Origin of the sequence: Bacillus sp. C28GYM-DRY-1 (assembly GCF_030519405.1) — a bacterium.
In the GTDB taxonomy this organism is placed as follows: Bacteria; Bacillota; Bacilli; order Bacillales; family Bacillaceae; genus Bacillus; species Bacillus spizizenii_A.
Window position 1 is genome coordinate 1 of sequence record NZ_JAUMKF010000022.1, and the last position, 13,710, is coordinate 13,710.

The following is a 13,710-nucleotide window of genomic DNA, read 5'->3' on the forward strand; positions in this document are numbered from 1 at the left end:
TGATCTCTTTCATAGGCACGCCTGCCAATCTCATTTCTACAGCCTTCTGTTTCACTTCAACCGAATAACTCACTCTTGTCCTCATAGAAAAAACACCTCCAAGTCTAATGTCGGATAACAATCATCCGTATTCAAACTTGAAGGTGTTTTTATTTGTCTCATCTTATGGAGTCAGTCCCACCCCCGCCAAGTTTTTTTATTTTGCAAAGCATAAGACAATCCATAAAACAATAAACCTAACTAGGGGAAAACGCTGAACAATGGAAGGAACAAAAATGTTCTTTCAGCGCTCGATCACTGTACCAATGCTAACCGGCCGTGCAAGAGATATTAACCCGATAAACCACTCTGAATCATTACATATTGCAATATTTTTTATTTGATGAAATTGAAAAAAGCTTTCTTGACTCTGCGGGCATATCAAAAAAATCGTAATTGTGTGCATGACATTCAAAAAAAGCCTCAAACTAATAAAAAATAGTTTTTTCACTTTTTTTCTTTTTTAAATTCAGCAGTGAAAATGCCATCCTGTCCGACTTTATGGTATGATGCTCAATAGAACTTGTATTATAATAAATACTTGTTGATTTGAAGTTGCTTTTTGAAAGGAGTCTTTTTTTAGAATGTCACAATTAATGGGTATCATCACACGGCTGCAAAGTCTACAAGAAACGGCGGAAGCGGCTAACGAGCCAATGCAGCGTTATTTCGAAGTAAATGGTGAGAAAATATGCAGTGTTAAATATTTCGAAAAAAATCAAACGTTTGAACTGACGGTTTTCCAAAAAGGTGAAAAACCTAACACATATCCGTTTGATAATATCGACATGGTTTCCATCGAAATCTTTGAACTTCTTCAGTAAGAGGTAAGATTCCTGAAATAATGGGAACAAGCTTCCGTTTTTGCAAAAGTAATTGAAATAAACAGTAGGGAACATACTTGTTTCATGGTTGTAAATCCTTGAAAAGGAGTGTCATTATGGCTGATTCTTTTCTGTTTTATAATCTTTCAGAAGCACAGATGACCTTTCAAGTTGTGGTGGAACGGCTTAAAGCCTTTGTTCGAAAGGACCCCCGTTCTTCCTATGTGTTATCGATCGGAACCGATTCACAAGTGTACCGCGATTACACAAAGTTTATTACCGCATTGCATTTGCATCGTACAGGCAAGGGAGCTTGGGGCTGCTTGAAAAATCATACAGTCGATAGACCCATACATAGCCTTCGGGAGAAGATTTCGTTAGAAACGGCGTATAGCCAAGAAACGGCCGCTCATATTCTTGATGGGCACTTAATGGATATTACCGATCTGCTCCTGCCCTTTACCGGTGAAGGGGCGGATCTTACCTTTGAGGTTCACTTGGATATTGGGAAAAAAGGGCTTACAAAAGAACTGATTCAAGAAATGACAGGACGTATCACTTCCATGGGGATTGAGGCGAAAATAAAACCGGATTCATACACTGCCTTCAGCTATGCAAATCGTTTTACAAAATAATTCCGGCTGAAAAGCTAAGGGAAATGTCGAATTATGCGGTTGACGTTTGTTTTCTGATTACTTATTCTAGCGGTAGAGCTGAAAGTAAGTTGTCTTGCTTTCAGAGGTATTCAGTATAAAACAGGGGGCCTGATTGCGAATGAGTCTTATTGGTGAACGATTTACAGAAGAAGAACAAAAACTTCTGCTGAATATCCTGATCAACCATGAGTATGCCATCGAGCTATTAAGCAGTGAGATCAACGATATAGAGACAGGAACCAAAAACGTTGACGGAACCACCTACAAAAAACTTGTAACGCTATACGACCGATTTCGATTTGAAAATTAATGGAGCACCTTATAATTGATACTCGCATAAAGAGTATCTTTTTTATTGAAAGGAAACTTTTCGACAAATACTGATAAAGTTTATATTATTGTAGTATAGGGAATGTATTGTTGATGAAACTGAAAAGGGGTCGAAAACATGATAAGCTTACAATCAGACCAGCTTCTTGAGGCAACAGTCGGACAATTTATGATTGAGGCGGACAAAGTGGCGCACGTTCAAGTCGGCAACAACCTTGAGCATGCATTATTAGTCCTGACAAAAACTGGATACACAGCCATTCCGGTCCTTGATCCTTCCTATCGTTTACATGGCTTAGTCGGTACAAATATGATCATGAACAGCATTTTTGGGCTTGAGCGAATCGAGTTTGAAAAGCTTGACCAAATTACTGTCGAAGAAGTCATGCTGACTGATATTCCACGCCTCCATATAAATGATCCGATTATGAAGGGGTTCGGCATGGTCATTAATAACGGATTTGTCTGTGTTGAAAATGATGAGCAGGTGTTTGAAGGAATTTTTACAAGAAGAGTGGTTTTAAAGGAATTGAATAAGCATATACGCTCATTGAATAAGTAGGCTTCACGGCCTATTTTTATTATATGGCCAGAGCAAGAAAGAAAGCGCATACATAGTTTTAAACCAGAATAGGGCTTGAATCAGAAACGAAGATTTTATTAGAATGAGAGATAAGAGAAACTTATTGAACATAAAAAGGAGGACGACATGCAGCTTCAAGAGCTTCATATGCTCGTAGTTTTAGCTGAGGAGTTAAATATGAGAAAGGCGGCGGAACGACTTTTTGTATCTCAGCCGGCTTTATCTCAGCGCTTACAAACCATTGAAAAGGCGTGGGGCACAAAAATCTTTTTAAGATCCCAAAAAGGGTTAACGGTAACGCCGGCCGGTGAGAAAATCATTCAGTTTGCGAATGATGTGACGTTAGAGCAGGAAAGAATAAGAGAAAATATCGATGAGCTTGAAGGGGAAATTCACGGCACACTGAAGCTTGCCGTCGCCTCCATAATCGGCCAGCATTGGCTCCCTAAAGTCTTGAAGACGTATGTGGAAAGGTATCCCAATGCAAAGGTCTCACTCATTACCGGCTGGAGCAGCGAAATGCTGAAAAGCTTATATGAGGATCAGGTTCATATCGGCATTATTAGGGGCAACCCTGAGTGGAAGGGCCGTAAAGATTACTTAATGACAGATCACCTGTATTTAGTGGACACAGAAATTTCCTGCATCGAAGATATCGCCCATACAGAACGGCCGTTTATCCAATTTAAAAGCGACAGCACTTATTTTCAGGAAATTCAGCACTGGTGGCATCAAAAATTTAAAACGTCGCCAAAACAGACGATATTGGTTGATCAGATTGAAACGTGCAAACAGATGGCGCTGCACGGAATCGGTTATGCCATTTTGCCGTCTGTTACCCTTCAAAACGAAGATAAAGTCAATAAAATGCCTCTGTTAGACATGAAAGAGCATCCAATCGGACGGGATACATGGCTGTTAGGCTATGAACCTGCCTTTGAGCTGAAGCAAGTTCAAGCTTTTGTTCAAGTGATAAAGGGGATGCTGGATCAAGAAAATCCATTTTAAAGGACAGCGATGTGCTGTCTTTTTTATTTTTATTTTTATTGATAATAATATTCATTATCAGTTAAAGTAATACATACGATATTGAAAATCATTATCAATTAATGAGGTGATAACATGGCTAAAGCCTTGATTACATATGCCAGCATGTCAGGAAATACAGAAGACATTGCCGTCATTATAAAAGAAACGCTTCAGGATTATGAGTTGGATATCGACTGCATTGAGATAGATGATGCGGATGTTTCTGCCTTAACATCCTATGATTATGTGCTGATTGGCACGTATACATGGGGCGACGGCGATTTGCCTTACGAAGCGGAAGATTTTTTTGAAGAGGTCAAACAGCTTCAGCTTAACGGCTTAAAAACAGCTTGCTTCGGATCAGGAGATTATTCTTATCCGAAGTTTTGTGAAGCGGTCAATTTGTTCAGTGTCATGCTGCAAGAGGCGGGAGCTGCTGTTTACCAGGAAACATTGAAAATCGAACTAGCGCCTGAAACGGATGAAGATGTGGAAAGCTGCCGAGCGTTTGCGAAAGATTTTCTAGCATGGGCAGATTATATGAACAAGGAAAAAAGCCATGTTTCATAAAGGAGCCACTGCTGTCACAGCATCGGCATTTTCTGGTTATTTTGTGGCGGTACAAAGAGACGGCATTTTTCATTATTCTTTGGAACAGGGCTGGAGAAAGCTTTTTCGTTTGAAAAGCAAAATTCACTGCATCAGTTACATAGGGCCTTACTTATTTGGCGTCGGTGAAAAGGGAACGGTCATTCGCTCGTCTGACGAAGGGAAAACCTGGACGATGTCTAACTTTCCGACAAATGCAACAGTGTGGGCGATTACAGGCCGAGACGACGGATTTGTCTGCGCCCATGGCAAGCATTGCATTTATGTATCAGATAATTTTGGCGTTTCATGGCGCGTAGCTAGACCTTTTGCGGAATTTGATCACCCCCCTGTAATTCGTTCGTTGTGCCTGCACGGCGGCAATCTTTTCATCGGCACGCAAATACACGAATATTTTGGGGGCATTTGGTCTTACGATTTTAAACGTGATACTGTCCAAATTGTAAAGAAAGAAGAAAACCGGATGACGGCATCCATGCTCGTGTTCAAGGAGAATTGGCTAGTGGCGGCGATGGGTTCTGTGAAAGGAAAGCACGGTGCTGTCACTGTACGTAATGTTTCGACTGATGAAGAATTCACCATACAATCAAGCATGATCAGAAAAGAAGAATCATTTCTTGATATTTCAGAGGATGATGGAATTATATATGTCACAACGACACAAGATGAAAATGGTTATTCGAGAATTTACCAGGCTGATCTGGACGCCCGAGCGTTAAAATGGTTCGATACCATTAAGGGGCATGGGTGGAGAGTGGCTAATCAGAAAGAGAATTTCTTTTGTGCAGGCTTGTATGATTGTGAATTTGTCCAGCCGTACGAAGTTTCAGCAATGATTCATTAGAGGAGGAATTAGGTATTGGGAAAGATTTTGCTCGTTTATGCAACAATGTCAGGCAACACTGAAGCGATGGCAGATTTGATTGAGAAGGGGCTTCAGGTGGCGGAAGTGGAAGCAGACCGTTTTGAAGCGATGGATATTGATAATGCACAGCTGTTTAACGATTATGATTATATTATTATAGGGTCCTATACGTGGGGCGACGGAGATCTGCCTGATGAATTTTTAGACCTTGCTGAAGATATGGATGAAATTGATTTTTCCGGTAAAACATGCGCTGTATTCGGTTCCGGTGATACAGCATATGAATTTTTCTGCGGAGCAGTTGATACGCTCGAAGCAAAAATAAAAGAGCGCGGAGGCGAAATTGTGCTGCCTTCGGTAAAAATCGAAAATAATCCAGAAGGTGAAGAAGAGGAAGAATTAATAGAGTTCGGGAGACAATTCGCAAAGAAAAGCGGAATCGCTGTCTGACTCACCCAATGGGAACTGCTAAAGCGGCTGTTCCTTTTTTTCTTGTCTTTATATCTTTCCTTTGATACAGTAATGAGGTAGAAAATCAGGAGGAGGACTATACATATGAAAATGATGGACGCAAATGAAATTATTTCATTTATTCAAAATAGTACAAAATCTACACCTGTAAAGGTTTATGTGAAAGGTGAGCTGGAAGGAATCAATTTCGGCGAATCTGCGAAAGCTTTTATCAATGGAAACACTGGTGTCGTTTTCGGTGAATGGAGCGAAATCCAAACAGCAATTGAAGAAAATCAAAGCAAAATCGAAGACTATGTGGTTGAAAATGACCGCCGCAATTCTGCGATTCCAATGCTTGATCTTAAAAATATCAAAGCGCGTATCGAGCCGGGCGCGATCATCCGCGATCAAGTTGAAATCGGTGATAACGCAGTCATCATGATGGGTGCTTCTATCAATATCGGTTCAGTTATCGGCGAAGGCACAATGATCGATATGAACGTTGTTTTGGGCGGACGAGCTACTGTCGGCAAAAACTGCCATATCGGAGCAGGTTCTGTGCTTGCTGGCGTTATTGAGCCGCCATCCGCAAAACCGGTTGTCATTGAAGACGACGTTGTGATCGGCGCAAATGCTGTTGTGCTTGAAGGCGTAACAGTAGGTAAAGGAGCGGTTGTTGCTGCGGGAGCAATTGTGGTAAACGATGTTGAGCCATACACTGTCGTTGCAGGAACACCTGCTAAAAAAATCAAAGACATTGATGAGAAAACAAAAGGCAAAACTGAAATCAAGCAGGAATTACGCCAGCTGTAAGGAATGGTTTGATAAAAAAGGCGTGGATAATATATCCACGCCTTATTCGTATAGCAGGAGGAATGAAAATGAAGAAAGAGGAGCTCATCGCAATCCGCAGAGATCTGCACCGTATACCGGAGCTTGGATTTCAGGAGTTCAAAACCCAGCAATATTTATTAAATGTTTTGGAACAATATCCGCAAGACAGAATGGAAATTGAGAAATGGCGAACAGGGCTTTTTGTAAAGATCAACGGGACGGCTCCGGAAAAAATGCTCGCATACAGAGCGGATATCGACGCGCTTTCCATCGAAGAGCAAACCGGTCTTCCGTTCGCATCAGAGCATCACGGTAACATGCACGCCTGCGGACACGATTTGCATATGACGATTGCACTCGGCATTATTGACCATTTCGTTCACCATCCGGTCAAACATGATTTGCTGTTTCTGTTTCAGCCGGCCGAAGAAGGACCTGGCGGTGCGGAACCAATGCTTGAGAGCGACGTTTTAAAAAAATGGCAGCCTGATTTCATCACTGCGCTGCATATTGCTCCAGAGCTGCCAGTAGGCACGATCGCGACAAAAAGCGGCCTTCTTTTTGCGAATACATCAGAGCTTGTCATCGATCTGGAAGGCAAAGGGGGACATGCAGCCTATCCGCATTTGGCCGAGGACATGGTTGTAGCCGCAAGCACACTTGTCACCCAGCTGCAAACGATCATCTCTAGAAACACAGATCCGCTGGACAGCGCCGTTATTACAGTTGGTACCATTACCGGCGGCTCAGCACAAAATATCATTGCGGAAACGGCTCACTTGGAAGGCACGATCCGCACGCTTTCTGAAGAATCAATGAAGAAGGTAAAGGAGCGGATTGAAGATATAGTGAAAGGAATCGAAATCGGATTCCGCTGCAAAGGGAAAGTGACATACCCGTCAGTGTATCATCAGGTTTACAATACGAGCGGACTGACAGAGGAATTTATGTCTTTTGTTGCTGAACATCAACTGGCAACAGTAATCGAAGCAAAAGAAGCAATGACTGGAGAGGATTTTGGCTACATGCTGAAAAAATATCCCGGCTTCATGTTCTGGCTTGGTGCAGGCTCTGAACACGGACTTCATCACGCAAAGCTGAATCCTGATGAAAATGCGATAGAAACAGCGGTTAACGTCATGACAGGTTATTTTTCTGTTTATGCCAATTAACTATAAATGAAAGAATAAAATTCCATAAAATGAGCACTCTAGTAAACGGAGGTGTTCATAATGGCTAAAAAAATTGGAATTGAACAATCGTTATCAGATGTAGAAGCTGCATTAAAAGAAAAAGGATATGACGTTGTAATGATGAAAAGCCCTGACGATGCAAAAGGCTGTGACTGCTGTGTCGTAACAGGTCTTGATAATAATGTGCAAGGGATAGCCGATACGGTAACACAAGCACCTGTCATTACAGCTTCCGGGATGACTGCTGACGAAATTTGCAGCGAAGTTGAAAGCAGAATTCAGTAAATAAAAACCGAAGCAAAAAGCTTCGGTTCTTTTATTTATTCTGTTTCTTTAGGAAAAGCACGGTCAAGCGCAGTTTTTATTTCCTTTCTAAGCACGCGCTCGACCCGCCATTGTTCCATATTTTCTGTTTTGGCAATGACTCTAATCACAATTTCAGAAGTGCCCAGTTCTTGAATTCCGATGACATTAGGGCCTTCTTTTATTTGCGGGAGAGCGGCCGCTGTCTCTTCACATACTTGCTGTAAAATATGAATTGTTTCATCAATGTTTCTTTCAGCAGGCACTTTTATATCAACCAAAGCCTGCATTGTTCCCCGCGAATGATTGCTCACGTTTGTAATGTTTCTGTTTGGGATATAATGGAGGGTTCCGTCAAAGCTGCGGATTTGAGTGGTTCTTAAGCCAACCTGCTCAACAATTCCGTCAAAGGTGGAAACAGTAATATAATCTCCAACATCCAATTGTTTTTCAAGCAATATAAAAAAACCTGTCACGATGTCGCTGACAAGTCCTTGGGCGCCGAATCCGACAGCCAGTCCGACGATTCCTGCTCCCGCTAAAAGAGCACTTGGATCGTAATGGAACAAATCAAGAACCATGACAAAAAATATAAAAATTAATATGTAAGCAAATATGTTAAGAGTCAGACTTCGGAGCGTATGTGCACGTCCGATAGACAAGCTGTGCTGCTCCTCGAATTTTGCAAACAGATGTTTAATGATTTTTATGCCTAAAGATCGAACGATAAAGTAGAGCAATACCATAATGACGAGTTTAATGAACAGGATACCGGCATTTGTAATCAGTCCCGTCCAATCGTATTGTTTAATAAAATCCATGTTGGAGCTCCTTTTCTGAATTGATTGCTGCACATTGAGGTGAGTTACCCTATGCATGAATATGTTAAACTCTTTATCCAAAAAAGTCGAAACCAAAGACATACAATATTTGTTAAAAATTGACTCGGAAAATCCGCTCCTTTATAATGGACATTGTGATGTTATTAACGAAATATGGGTAAACACCCTTTATTTTCATGTGATTCCGGCTTTTAAGCCGCCAAACTATAAATTGGAGGGATACATATGGCAGAACGTATGGTAGGTAAACAAGCTCCTCGTTTTGAAATGGAAGCAGTCCTTGCAAGTAAAGAATTTGGCAAAGTAAGTCTTGAGGAAAACATGAAAAACGACAAATGGACAGTGTTGTTCTTCTATCCAATGGACTTCACTTTTGTTTGTCCGACTGAAATTACAGCAATGTCTGACCGCTATGACGAATTCGAAGATCTTGATGCTGAAGTCATCGGGGTTTCAACTGATACAATCCATACTCATTTGGCGTGGATTAATACAGACCGCAAAGAAAACGGCCTTGGCAAGTTGAAGTATCCGCTTGCTGCTGATACAAACCACGAGGTATCCCGTGAATATGGCGTTTTAATTGAAGAAGAAGGTGTGGCCCTGCGCGGATTGTTTATCATCAATCCTGAAGGCGAGCTTCAATATCAAACTGTTTTCCATAACAATATTGGCCGTGACGTTGATGAAACGCTTCGTGTTCTTCAAGCGCTGCAAACTGGCGGACTCTGCCCGGCTAACTGGAAACCAGGCCAAAAAACACTTTAATTCTTTCTAAGGACGAAAAAGGGTCTAAGATATTCGTTAGGCCTTTCTGTTTAAAAGGAGGATAAAGCAATGAAATTACGTCAGCCAATGCCTGAACTGACTGGGGAGAAAGCCTGGTTCAATGGTGAAGTAACGAGAGAACAATTGATCGGGGAAAAGCCGACACTCATTCATTTCTGGTCCATCAGCTGCCATCTGTGCAAAGAAGCGATGCCGCAAGTGAATGAATTTCGTGATAAATATCAAGATAAATTGAACGTTGTAGCGGTGCATATGCCTCGCTCCGAAGATGACCTTGACCTCGGCAAAATTAAAGAAGTAGCTGCTGAACATGACATCACTCAGCCGATTTTTGTCGACAGTGATCATGTTTTAACCGATGCATTTGAAAATGAATATGTGCCTGCATACTATGTGTTTGATAAAACAGGACAGCTCCGTCACTTCCAAGCCGGCGGGAGCGGTATGCAAATGCTTGAAAAACGTGTGAACCGTGTTCTGACTGAAACAGAACAGGCATCTGAATAGTTCCTCAAAAACCTGATCTCATCAGGTTTTTTTTGTGAAAGAAAGCAAACGAAGAAGAGTAAGAAGATTATTTTTCCAAATTCGGGCATAGAAAATGATGTTTTGTTTGATTGAATCGCTAAAAAACAGTTAATTTTTGATGTTTTTCCTCAATTTTAGATATATTTCATATCCCATAGCTCGAAAATTGTAGATATTACACTAAATTTCTTTAAAGAAGTAAGTAATATATATTTTTTCAACATTATACCAAATGGAATTGGAGCCTCTTAATCCCTTGTGAATAAAGGATTCTTTTGAAAAATAAAACATTTTTAGAAAATAAGGAATTTTTCATAGAGTAAATATAATAGTAAAATGCTAAAATAATAGTTGATAAAATTACTTTTGTAATCTAATATCTTAATTAAAGATGTTAATTTTGATAGGGGGTACATTGAGGATGTTTAATGAAAGAGAAGCTTTGCGCTTGCGGTTAGAACAATTAAATGAAGCTGAAGTGAAAGTCATTCGTGAATATCAAATTGAACGTGATAAAATATACGCAAAATTAAGAGAGCTGGACAGGAATGGAAGCCCTTCCGAAATCAAAAAGGATATCCGTTCTGAAAAAAAACCTGACTCTCTGCCGGTTCTCGCTGAGCTAGCGGCTCAGGAAATCAGAAGCTATCAGCCGCAATCACAGCAGCAGTCTGTTCAGCCTCAGCTTCAATCTATTTCCTCTCTTCCTGCCGGTATACCAGACGGAACAACAAGAAGAAGAAGAGGGACGGCAAGACCGGGATCAAAAGCAGCTAAGCTGCGTGAAGCAGCCATTAAAACATTAAAACGCCACAACGCGGCGATTAAGAGTTCTGAGCTTCAAAAAGAGATTGAAAAAGAAAGCGGTCTTGAAATTCCTAATATGACAACGTTTATGCAAAGCTTAATTAAAATGTACCCGGAAGTGAAAAAGCCATATCGCGGCCAGTACATTTTAGAGGGCGAAATTGAGTCAACTGAATCTGCTGAATCAGCAAATGAATAAAGATACAGAAAAACTGCTTGGCATGGCTCAAGCAGTTTTTTTTTATTGAGGTTTTTTCTGTGAAGGTTTGTTTTCTTTTTCAAGATTAAGTTTATATACCCACTTTTGATATGGCTTTTCTTCAGCGGCTCTGTTTTTCAGCTCTTCGATTGTATGGCTCATGGCTTGGTCTGATGATTGGGCGCGGACAAGCTGTTTTTGAAGCGAATGTATCTGTTTGGTGACATCTTCAAGTATGGTTTCTACATGATTTGGCTGCGCGTAGACTGCTGGAGCTTCTTCTGCCGTTTTTTCTTTTTGTTTCGTGCCGCCATCAATATCGGCAAAATGAGAAGAAATCCAGGCATCGCTTTCATCAAGCTGCCGTTTATACGATATAATAGTTTCGTGAAATAATATTTCTTTCGTTTTTTCTATTTCTAGCAGCCTTTCTTTCGTTTCTATGATTCGATCTTTCATATGATCAACTTCTATTTTAATATTTTTTAGCTGATATTCTTTTTCTGCCATTTGCTCTTTTAGACGGCCGTTTTCGGCTTTTATCAATTCGGTTTGCTGTTTTGCCTGAAGCAGTGCGCCTTGTTCCTGCTCAATAGAGGCCTGAAGATGGCTGATTTGTTTATGAAGATTTTTATTTTCTTCTTCAATTTTGATATTAGCAATATGAAGTTTATGTTTTTCTACTATTTCGGCTTTGCGTTTATAGGTTTCAGCAGAAAGAAGCTCCTGCAAAGCAACGATTTTATCAAGTAGCTCAGCTCTTATTTGGTGCAGGGTTTGGCTGGTATGGGAGGCGTGTTTTTCTTTTGTTGACATTTGTGTTAATTCGGCAGACAGCTGCTGAAGCTTTTGTTTCATATCATTATTTTCTTTGAGAAGCTTGTTATTTTTCTGATGGAAGTAGCTTGCTTCAAGTTCGGAAATCAGCTTATGGCACCTTGAAAGCTCTGATTTTAAATAAAGGTTCTCCTGAGACACGTCGTGGAAAAAAGGACCTGATCTTTTCATTCGAACCATCTCCCTCATGATGTTAACACTACAATATGCAAATACTGAACAGCTATTCCTGTTTAATAAACAGACAAGCATTGGCATTGGGGCTTTGCTTTTGCTATGCTTTTAACGAACTAGAGGTGAGATGGCATGAAGCATATAAATGTACTGCTGGCAGGAGGAGCTTCACGGCGCTTCGGAGAACCGAAGGCGTTTGTGAATTGGAGAGGCAAGATGTTTTACGAATGGGCAAAAAAGGCACTTGGAGAACATACGGTTATCATCAGCCGTCCTGAGTTTATTGATAGATTTCAAGAAAACGGTGAAATTGAAGTGTATCAAGATGCTGAGGCGTTTCAAGGAATGGGGCCTTTGGCTGGTATATATACCGCTTTTAAAAAGACAGACGGTGATCTTTATACTGTTCTATCCTGTGATACGCCGCTGATACAAAGGAGAACGATGCTGGAGCTCAAGCGTCTGATGACTGAGGGGATAGACGCGGTCGTCCCGATTTCAGACGGACGCGAGCAGCCATTGATTGCGATTTACCATAAACGAATTATGCCGATTTTATATGATCAGCTCTCTGAGAAGAGATTAAGAATATCAGATTTGTTAGGCCGAATTTCGGTTTGTTACGTACAGGCTGAAGAGATCGGAGCAAATCCGCCAGAGTTTATTAACGTTAATACACGTGATGATTTTAGGCGTTTGGAAGAAAAAACGGACTCCTTCAGGTGGGACTGATGGAGCAAAAACATGTTAAGATGACATAAAAGGTAAGGAGAACAGGTTTGATGGAGGAGCGTTATTCACGGCAAATCAGATTTAAGCAAATAGGCGAAGTAGGCCAGAAAAAACTGGGAGACTGCCATGTGCTGGTTGTCGGAGCTGGAGCGCTTGGGACTGCAGGCGCTGAAGGGCTTTCAAGAGCGGGGGTCGGTACCATTACCATTATTGACCGTGATTATGTGGAGTGGAGCAACCTGCAAAGGCAGCAGCTTTATACAGAAAGCGATGCCAAGCTCCGTATGCCAAAAGCCATCGCTGCCAAAGAGCATCTATCAGCGATTAACAGCGGAATACATATTGAGGCGTATGTTGCAGAAGGAACAGCTGAAACGCTCGAGCCGATGATTAAAAAAGCAGATGTCGTGATCGACGCGACAGATAATTTTGAAACCCGCATGCTGATAAATGATCTAGCCCAGAAAACTAAGACACCGTGGGTTTATGGTGCTTGTGTAAGCAGTCAGGGGATGTTCATGACGATTATTCCGGGAGTAACCCCTTGTCTGTCTTGTTTGTTTGAGCAAATTCCTGTCGGTGGGGCGACGTGTGATACTGCTGGCATCATTTCGCCCGCTGTGCATATCGTTTCAGCTTATCAGCAGGCTGAGGCTTTGAAGCTGTTAACCGGACAAACAGAAGCGATACAGCGCGGTTTTGTGACATTCGATGTCTGGAACAACTCACATATGAAGATTAACGTTGATCATGTACGCCGTGAGGACTGTCCGTCTTGCGGGGCACATGCGGTTTATCCTTATCTAGAGGACTGGAACACACCAAAAGCCGCTGTCCTGTGCGGCCGAGATACAGTTCAGGTAAGATCGGAATCATTAACAAGAATTCCGAAACAGGAGCTCATCAAGCGGCTGAAAACAATCGGCAAGGTAGAGGCCAATGCGTTTTTGCTGCATATTTTTTACGAAGATTTCAGAATCGTCATTTTCAATGACGGACGGGCACTGGTGCATGGAACAAATGATGTGAAAGAAGCCAATTCCGTGTTGGCAAGAGTAATTGGGTTGTAACAACAGGAGGGGTC

18 protein-coding genes are annotated in these 13,710 nt (G+C 41.4%); 16 read left to right on the forward strand and 2 right to left on the reverse strand.

From position 1 onward, the window contains the following. The first annotated feature begins 623 nt into the window (after nt 1-623). The 11 genes from Q3W56_RS17205 (at nt 624) to Q3W56_RS17255 (ending at nt 7,700) form a co-directional block, all read left to right on the forward strand. Entirely contained in the window at nt 624-863 is a 240-nt protein-coding gene (locus tag Q3W56_RS17205) for a YkuJ family protein (protein WP_003218671.1), read from the forward strand. A 116-nt stretch (nt 864-979) separates the two neighbouring features. After that, nucleotides 980-1,498 carry a ribonuclease H-like YkuK family protein gene (locus Q3W56_RS17210; RefSeq protein WP_268400581.1) on the forward strand — a complete coding sequence of 173 codons (519 nt, stop codon included), beginning with the start codon at nt 980-982 and terminating at the stop codon, nt 1,496-1,498. Between the two features lie 133 nt (nt 1,499-1,631). Continuing rightward, nucleotides 1,632-1,829, forward strand: a complete 198-nt coding sequence (abbA, locus tag Q3W56_RS17215; protein WP_010886502.1) for an AbrB antirepressor AbbA — start codon at nt 1,632-1,634, stop codon at nt 1,827-1,829. Between the two features lie 138 nt (nt 1,830-1,967). Then, entirely contained in the window at nt 1,968-2,411 is a 444-nt protein-coding gene (gene cbpB / locus Q3W56_RS17220) for a cyclic-di-AMP-binding protein CbpB (protein WP_302896288.1), read from the forward strand. Between the two features lie 147 nt (nt 2,412-2,558). Continuing rightward, nucleotides 2,559-3,440: a transcriptional regulator CcpC gene (ccpC, locus tag Q3W56_RS17225; protein WP_302896289.1), complete on the forward strand. Its 882-nt coding sequence runs from the start codon at nt 2,559-2,561 to the stop codon at nt 3,438-3,440. A 114-nt stretch (nt 3,441-3,554) separates the two neighbouring features. Further along, the gene (locus Q3W56_RS17230; protein WP_302896290.1) at nt 3,555-4,031 is read left to right on the forward strand and encodes a flavodoxin; all 477 of its coding nucleotides are present in this window, start codon (nt 3,555-3,557) and stop codon (nt 4,029-4,031) included. Further along, nucleotides 4,021-4,914, forward strand: coding sequence for an exo-alpha-sialidase (locus Q3W56_RS17235; RefSeq protein ID WP_302896291.1), 894 nt, complete (start codon nt 4,021-4,023; stop codon nt 4,912-4,914). Before Q3W56_RS17230 ends, Q3W56_RS17235 begins: the two co-directional genes overlap by 11 nt. Before the next feature lie 15 nt (nt 4,915-4,929). Beyond that, nucleotides 4,930-5,385: a flavodoxin gene (locus Q3W56_RS17240; protein WP_302896292.1), complete on the forward strand. Its 456-nt coding sequence runs from the start codon at nt 4,930-4,932 to the stop codon at nt 5,383-5,385. A 105-nt stretch (nt 5,386-5,490) separates the two neighbouring features. Continuing rightward, nucleotides 5,491-6,201 carry a 2,3,4,5-tetrahydropyridine-2,6-dicarboxylate N-acetyltransferase gene (dapD, locus tag Q3W56_RS17245; protein WP_003218680.1) on the forward strand — a complete coding sequence of 237 codons (711 nt, stop codon included), beginning with the start codon at nt 5,491-5,493 and terminating at the stop codon, nt 6,199-6,201. 68 nt (nt 6,202-6,269) lie between these two features. Next, complete coding sequence (locus Q3W56_RS17250; protein WP_302896293.1) at nt 6,270-7,394, forward strand: N-acetyldiaminopimelate deacetylase; 1,125 nt, start codon at nt 6,270-6,272, stop codon at nt 7,392-7,394. 60 nt (nt 7,395-7,454) lie between these two features. Next, nucleotides 7,455-7,700, forward strand: coding sequence for a YkuS family protein (locus tag Q3W56_RS17255; RefSeq protein WP_268400590.1), 246 nt, complete (start codon nt 7,455-7,457; stop codon nt 7,698-7,700). A gap of 35 nt (nt 7,701-7,735) precedes the next feature. Here Q3W56_RS17255 and mscT read toward each other — a convergent pair whose 3' ends face one another. Beyond that, a complete protein-coding gene (gene mscT, locus Q3W56_RS17260) occupies nt 7,736-8,539 on the reverse strand; it encodes a small-conductance mechanosensitive channel protein MscT (protein ID WP_268400591.1) in 804 nt (267 codons plus the stop codon). Between the two features lie 246 nt (nt 8,540-8,785). Between mscT and ahpA the strand changes: the two genes are divergently transcribed. From ahpA to rok, 3 genes are all read left to right on the forward strand, one after another. After that, complete coding sequence (gene ahpA, locus Q3W56_RS17265; RefSeq protein WP_041905277.1) at nt 8,786-9,328, forward strand: biofilm-specific peroxidase AhpA; 543 nt, start codon at nt 8,786-8,788, stop codon at nt 9,326-9,328. A 69-nt stretch (nt 9,329-9,397) separates the two neighbouring features. Next, nucleotides 9,398-9,856 (forward strand): thiol-disulfide oxidoreductase YkuV, encoded by a 459-nt coding sequence (gene ykuV / locus Q3W56_RS17270; RefSeq protein ID WP_302896294.1) that lies wholly within the window; start codon nt 9,398-9,400, stop codon nt 9,854-9,856. 442 nt (nt 9,857-10,298) lie between these two features. After that, entirely contained in the window at nt 10,299-10,883 is a 585-nt protein-coding gene (rok, locus tag Q3W56_RS17275) for a transcriptional regulator Rok (RefSeq protein ID WP_268400593.1), read from the forward strand. Nucleotides 10,884-10,925: 42 nt separating this feature from the next. Here rok and Q3W56_RS17280 read toward each other — a convergent pair whose 3' ends face one another. Next, on the reverse strand, nt 10,926-11,891 hold the full coding sequence (locus Q3W56_RS17280) for a coiled-coil domain-containing protein (protein ID WP_302896295.1): 966 nt from the start codon (nt 11,889-11,891) through the stop codon (nt 10,926-10,928). Nucleotides 11,892-12,026: 135 nt separating this feature from the next. Here Q3W56_RS17280 and Q3W56_RS17285 point away from each other — a divergent pair, with 135 nt between their 5' ends. Beyond that, entirely contained in the window at nt 12,027-12,626 is a 600-nt protein-coding gene (locus tag Q3W56_RS17285; protein WP_302896296.1) for a molybdenum cofactor guanylyltransferase, read from the forward strand. Between the two features lie 50 nt (nt 12,627-12,676). Next, entirely contained in the window at nt 12,677-13,696 is a 1,020-nt protein-coding gene (locus Q3W56_RS17290; protein ID WP_302896297.1) for a MoeB/ThiF family adenylyltransferase, read from the forward strand. Nucleotides 13,697-13,710 lie beyond the last annotated feature (14 nt).

What these genes read in the sequence shown, in the direction of transcription:
- Q3W56_RS17250 (WP_302896293.1), top strand. Translation starts at nt 6,270, where the DNA reads ATGAAGAAAGAGGAGCTCATCGCAATCCGCAGAGATCTGCACCGTATA.
- Q3W56_RS17210 (WP_268400581.1), top strand. Translation starts at nt 980, where the DNA reads ATGGCTGATTCTTTTCTGTTTTATAATCTTTCAGAAGCACAGATGACC.
- ykuV (WP_302896294.1), top strand. Translation starts at nt 9,398, where the DNA reads ATGAAATTACGTCAGCCAATGCCTGAACTGACTGGGGAGAAAGCCTGG.
- Q3W56_RS17205 (WP_003218671.1), top strand. Translation starts at nt 624, where the DNA reads ATGTCACAATTAATGGGTATCATCACACGGCTGCAAAGTCTACAAGAA.
- dapD (WP_003218680.1), top strand. Translation starts at nt 5,491, where the DNA reads ATGAAAATGATGGACGCAAATGAAATTATTTCATTTATTCAAAATAGT.
- ccpC (WP_302896289.1), top strand. Translation starts at nt 2,559, where the DNA reads ATGCAGCTTCAAGAGCTTCATATGCTCGTAGTTTTAGCTGAGGAGTTA.
- Q3W56_RS17280 (WP_302896295.1), bottom strand. Translation starts at nt 11,891, where the DNA reads ATGAAAAGATCAGGTCCTTTTTTCCACGACGTGTCTCAGGAGAACCTT.
- Q3W56_RS17290 (WP_302896297.1), top strand. Translation starts at nt 12,677, where the DNA reads ATGGAGGAGCGTTATTCACGGCAAATCAGATTTAAGCAAATAGGCGAA.
- cbpB (WP_302896288.1), top strand. Translation starts at nt 1,968, where the DNA reads ATGATAAGCTTACAATCAGACCAGCTTCTTGAGGCAACAGTCGGACAA.
- Q3W56_RS17285 (WP_302896296.1), top strand. Translation starts at nt 12,027, where the DNA reads ATGAAGCATATAAATGTACTGCTGGCAGGAGGAGCTTCACGGCGCTTC.
- ahpA (WP_041905277.1), top strand. Translation starts at nt 8,786, where the DNA reads ATGGCAGAACGTATGGTAGGTAAACAAGCTCCTCGTTTTGAAATGGAA.
- Q3W56_RS17235 (WP_302896291.1), top strand. Translation starts at nt 4,021, where the DNA reads ATGTTTCATAAAGGAGCCACTGCTGTCACAGCATCGGCATTTTCTGGT.
- Q3W56_RS17255 (WP_268400590.1), top strand. Translation starts at nt 7,455, where the DNA reads ATGGCTAAAAAAATTGGAATTGAACAATCGTTATCAGATGTAGAAGCT.
- mscT (WP_268400591.1), bottom strand. Translation starts at nt 8,539, where the DNA reads ATGGATTTTATTAAACAATACGATTGGACGGGACTGATTACAAATGCC.
- rok (WP_268400593.1), top strand. Translation starts at nt 10,299, where the DNA reads ATGTTTAATGAAAGAGAAGCTTTGCGCTTGCGGTTAGAACAATTAAAT.
- Q3W56_RS17230 (WP_302896290.1), top strand. Translation starts at nt 3,555, where the DNA reads ATGGCTAAAGCCTTGATTACATATGCCAGCATGTCAGGAAATACAGAA.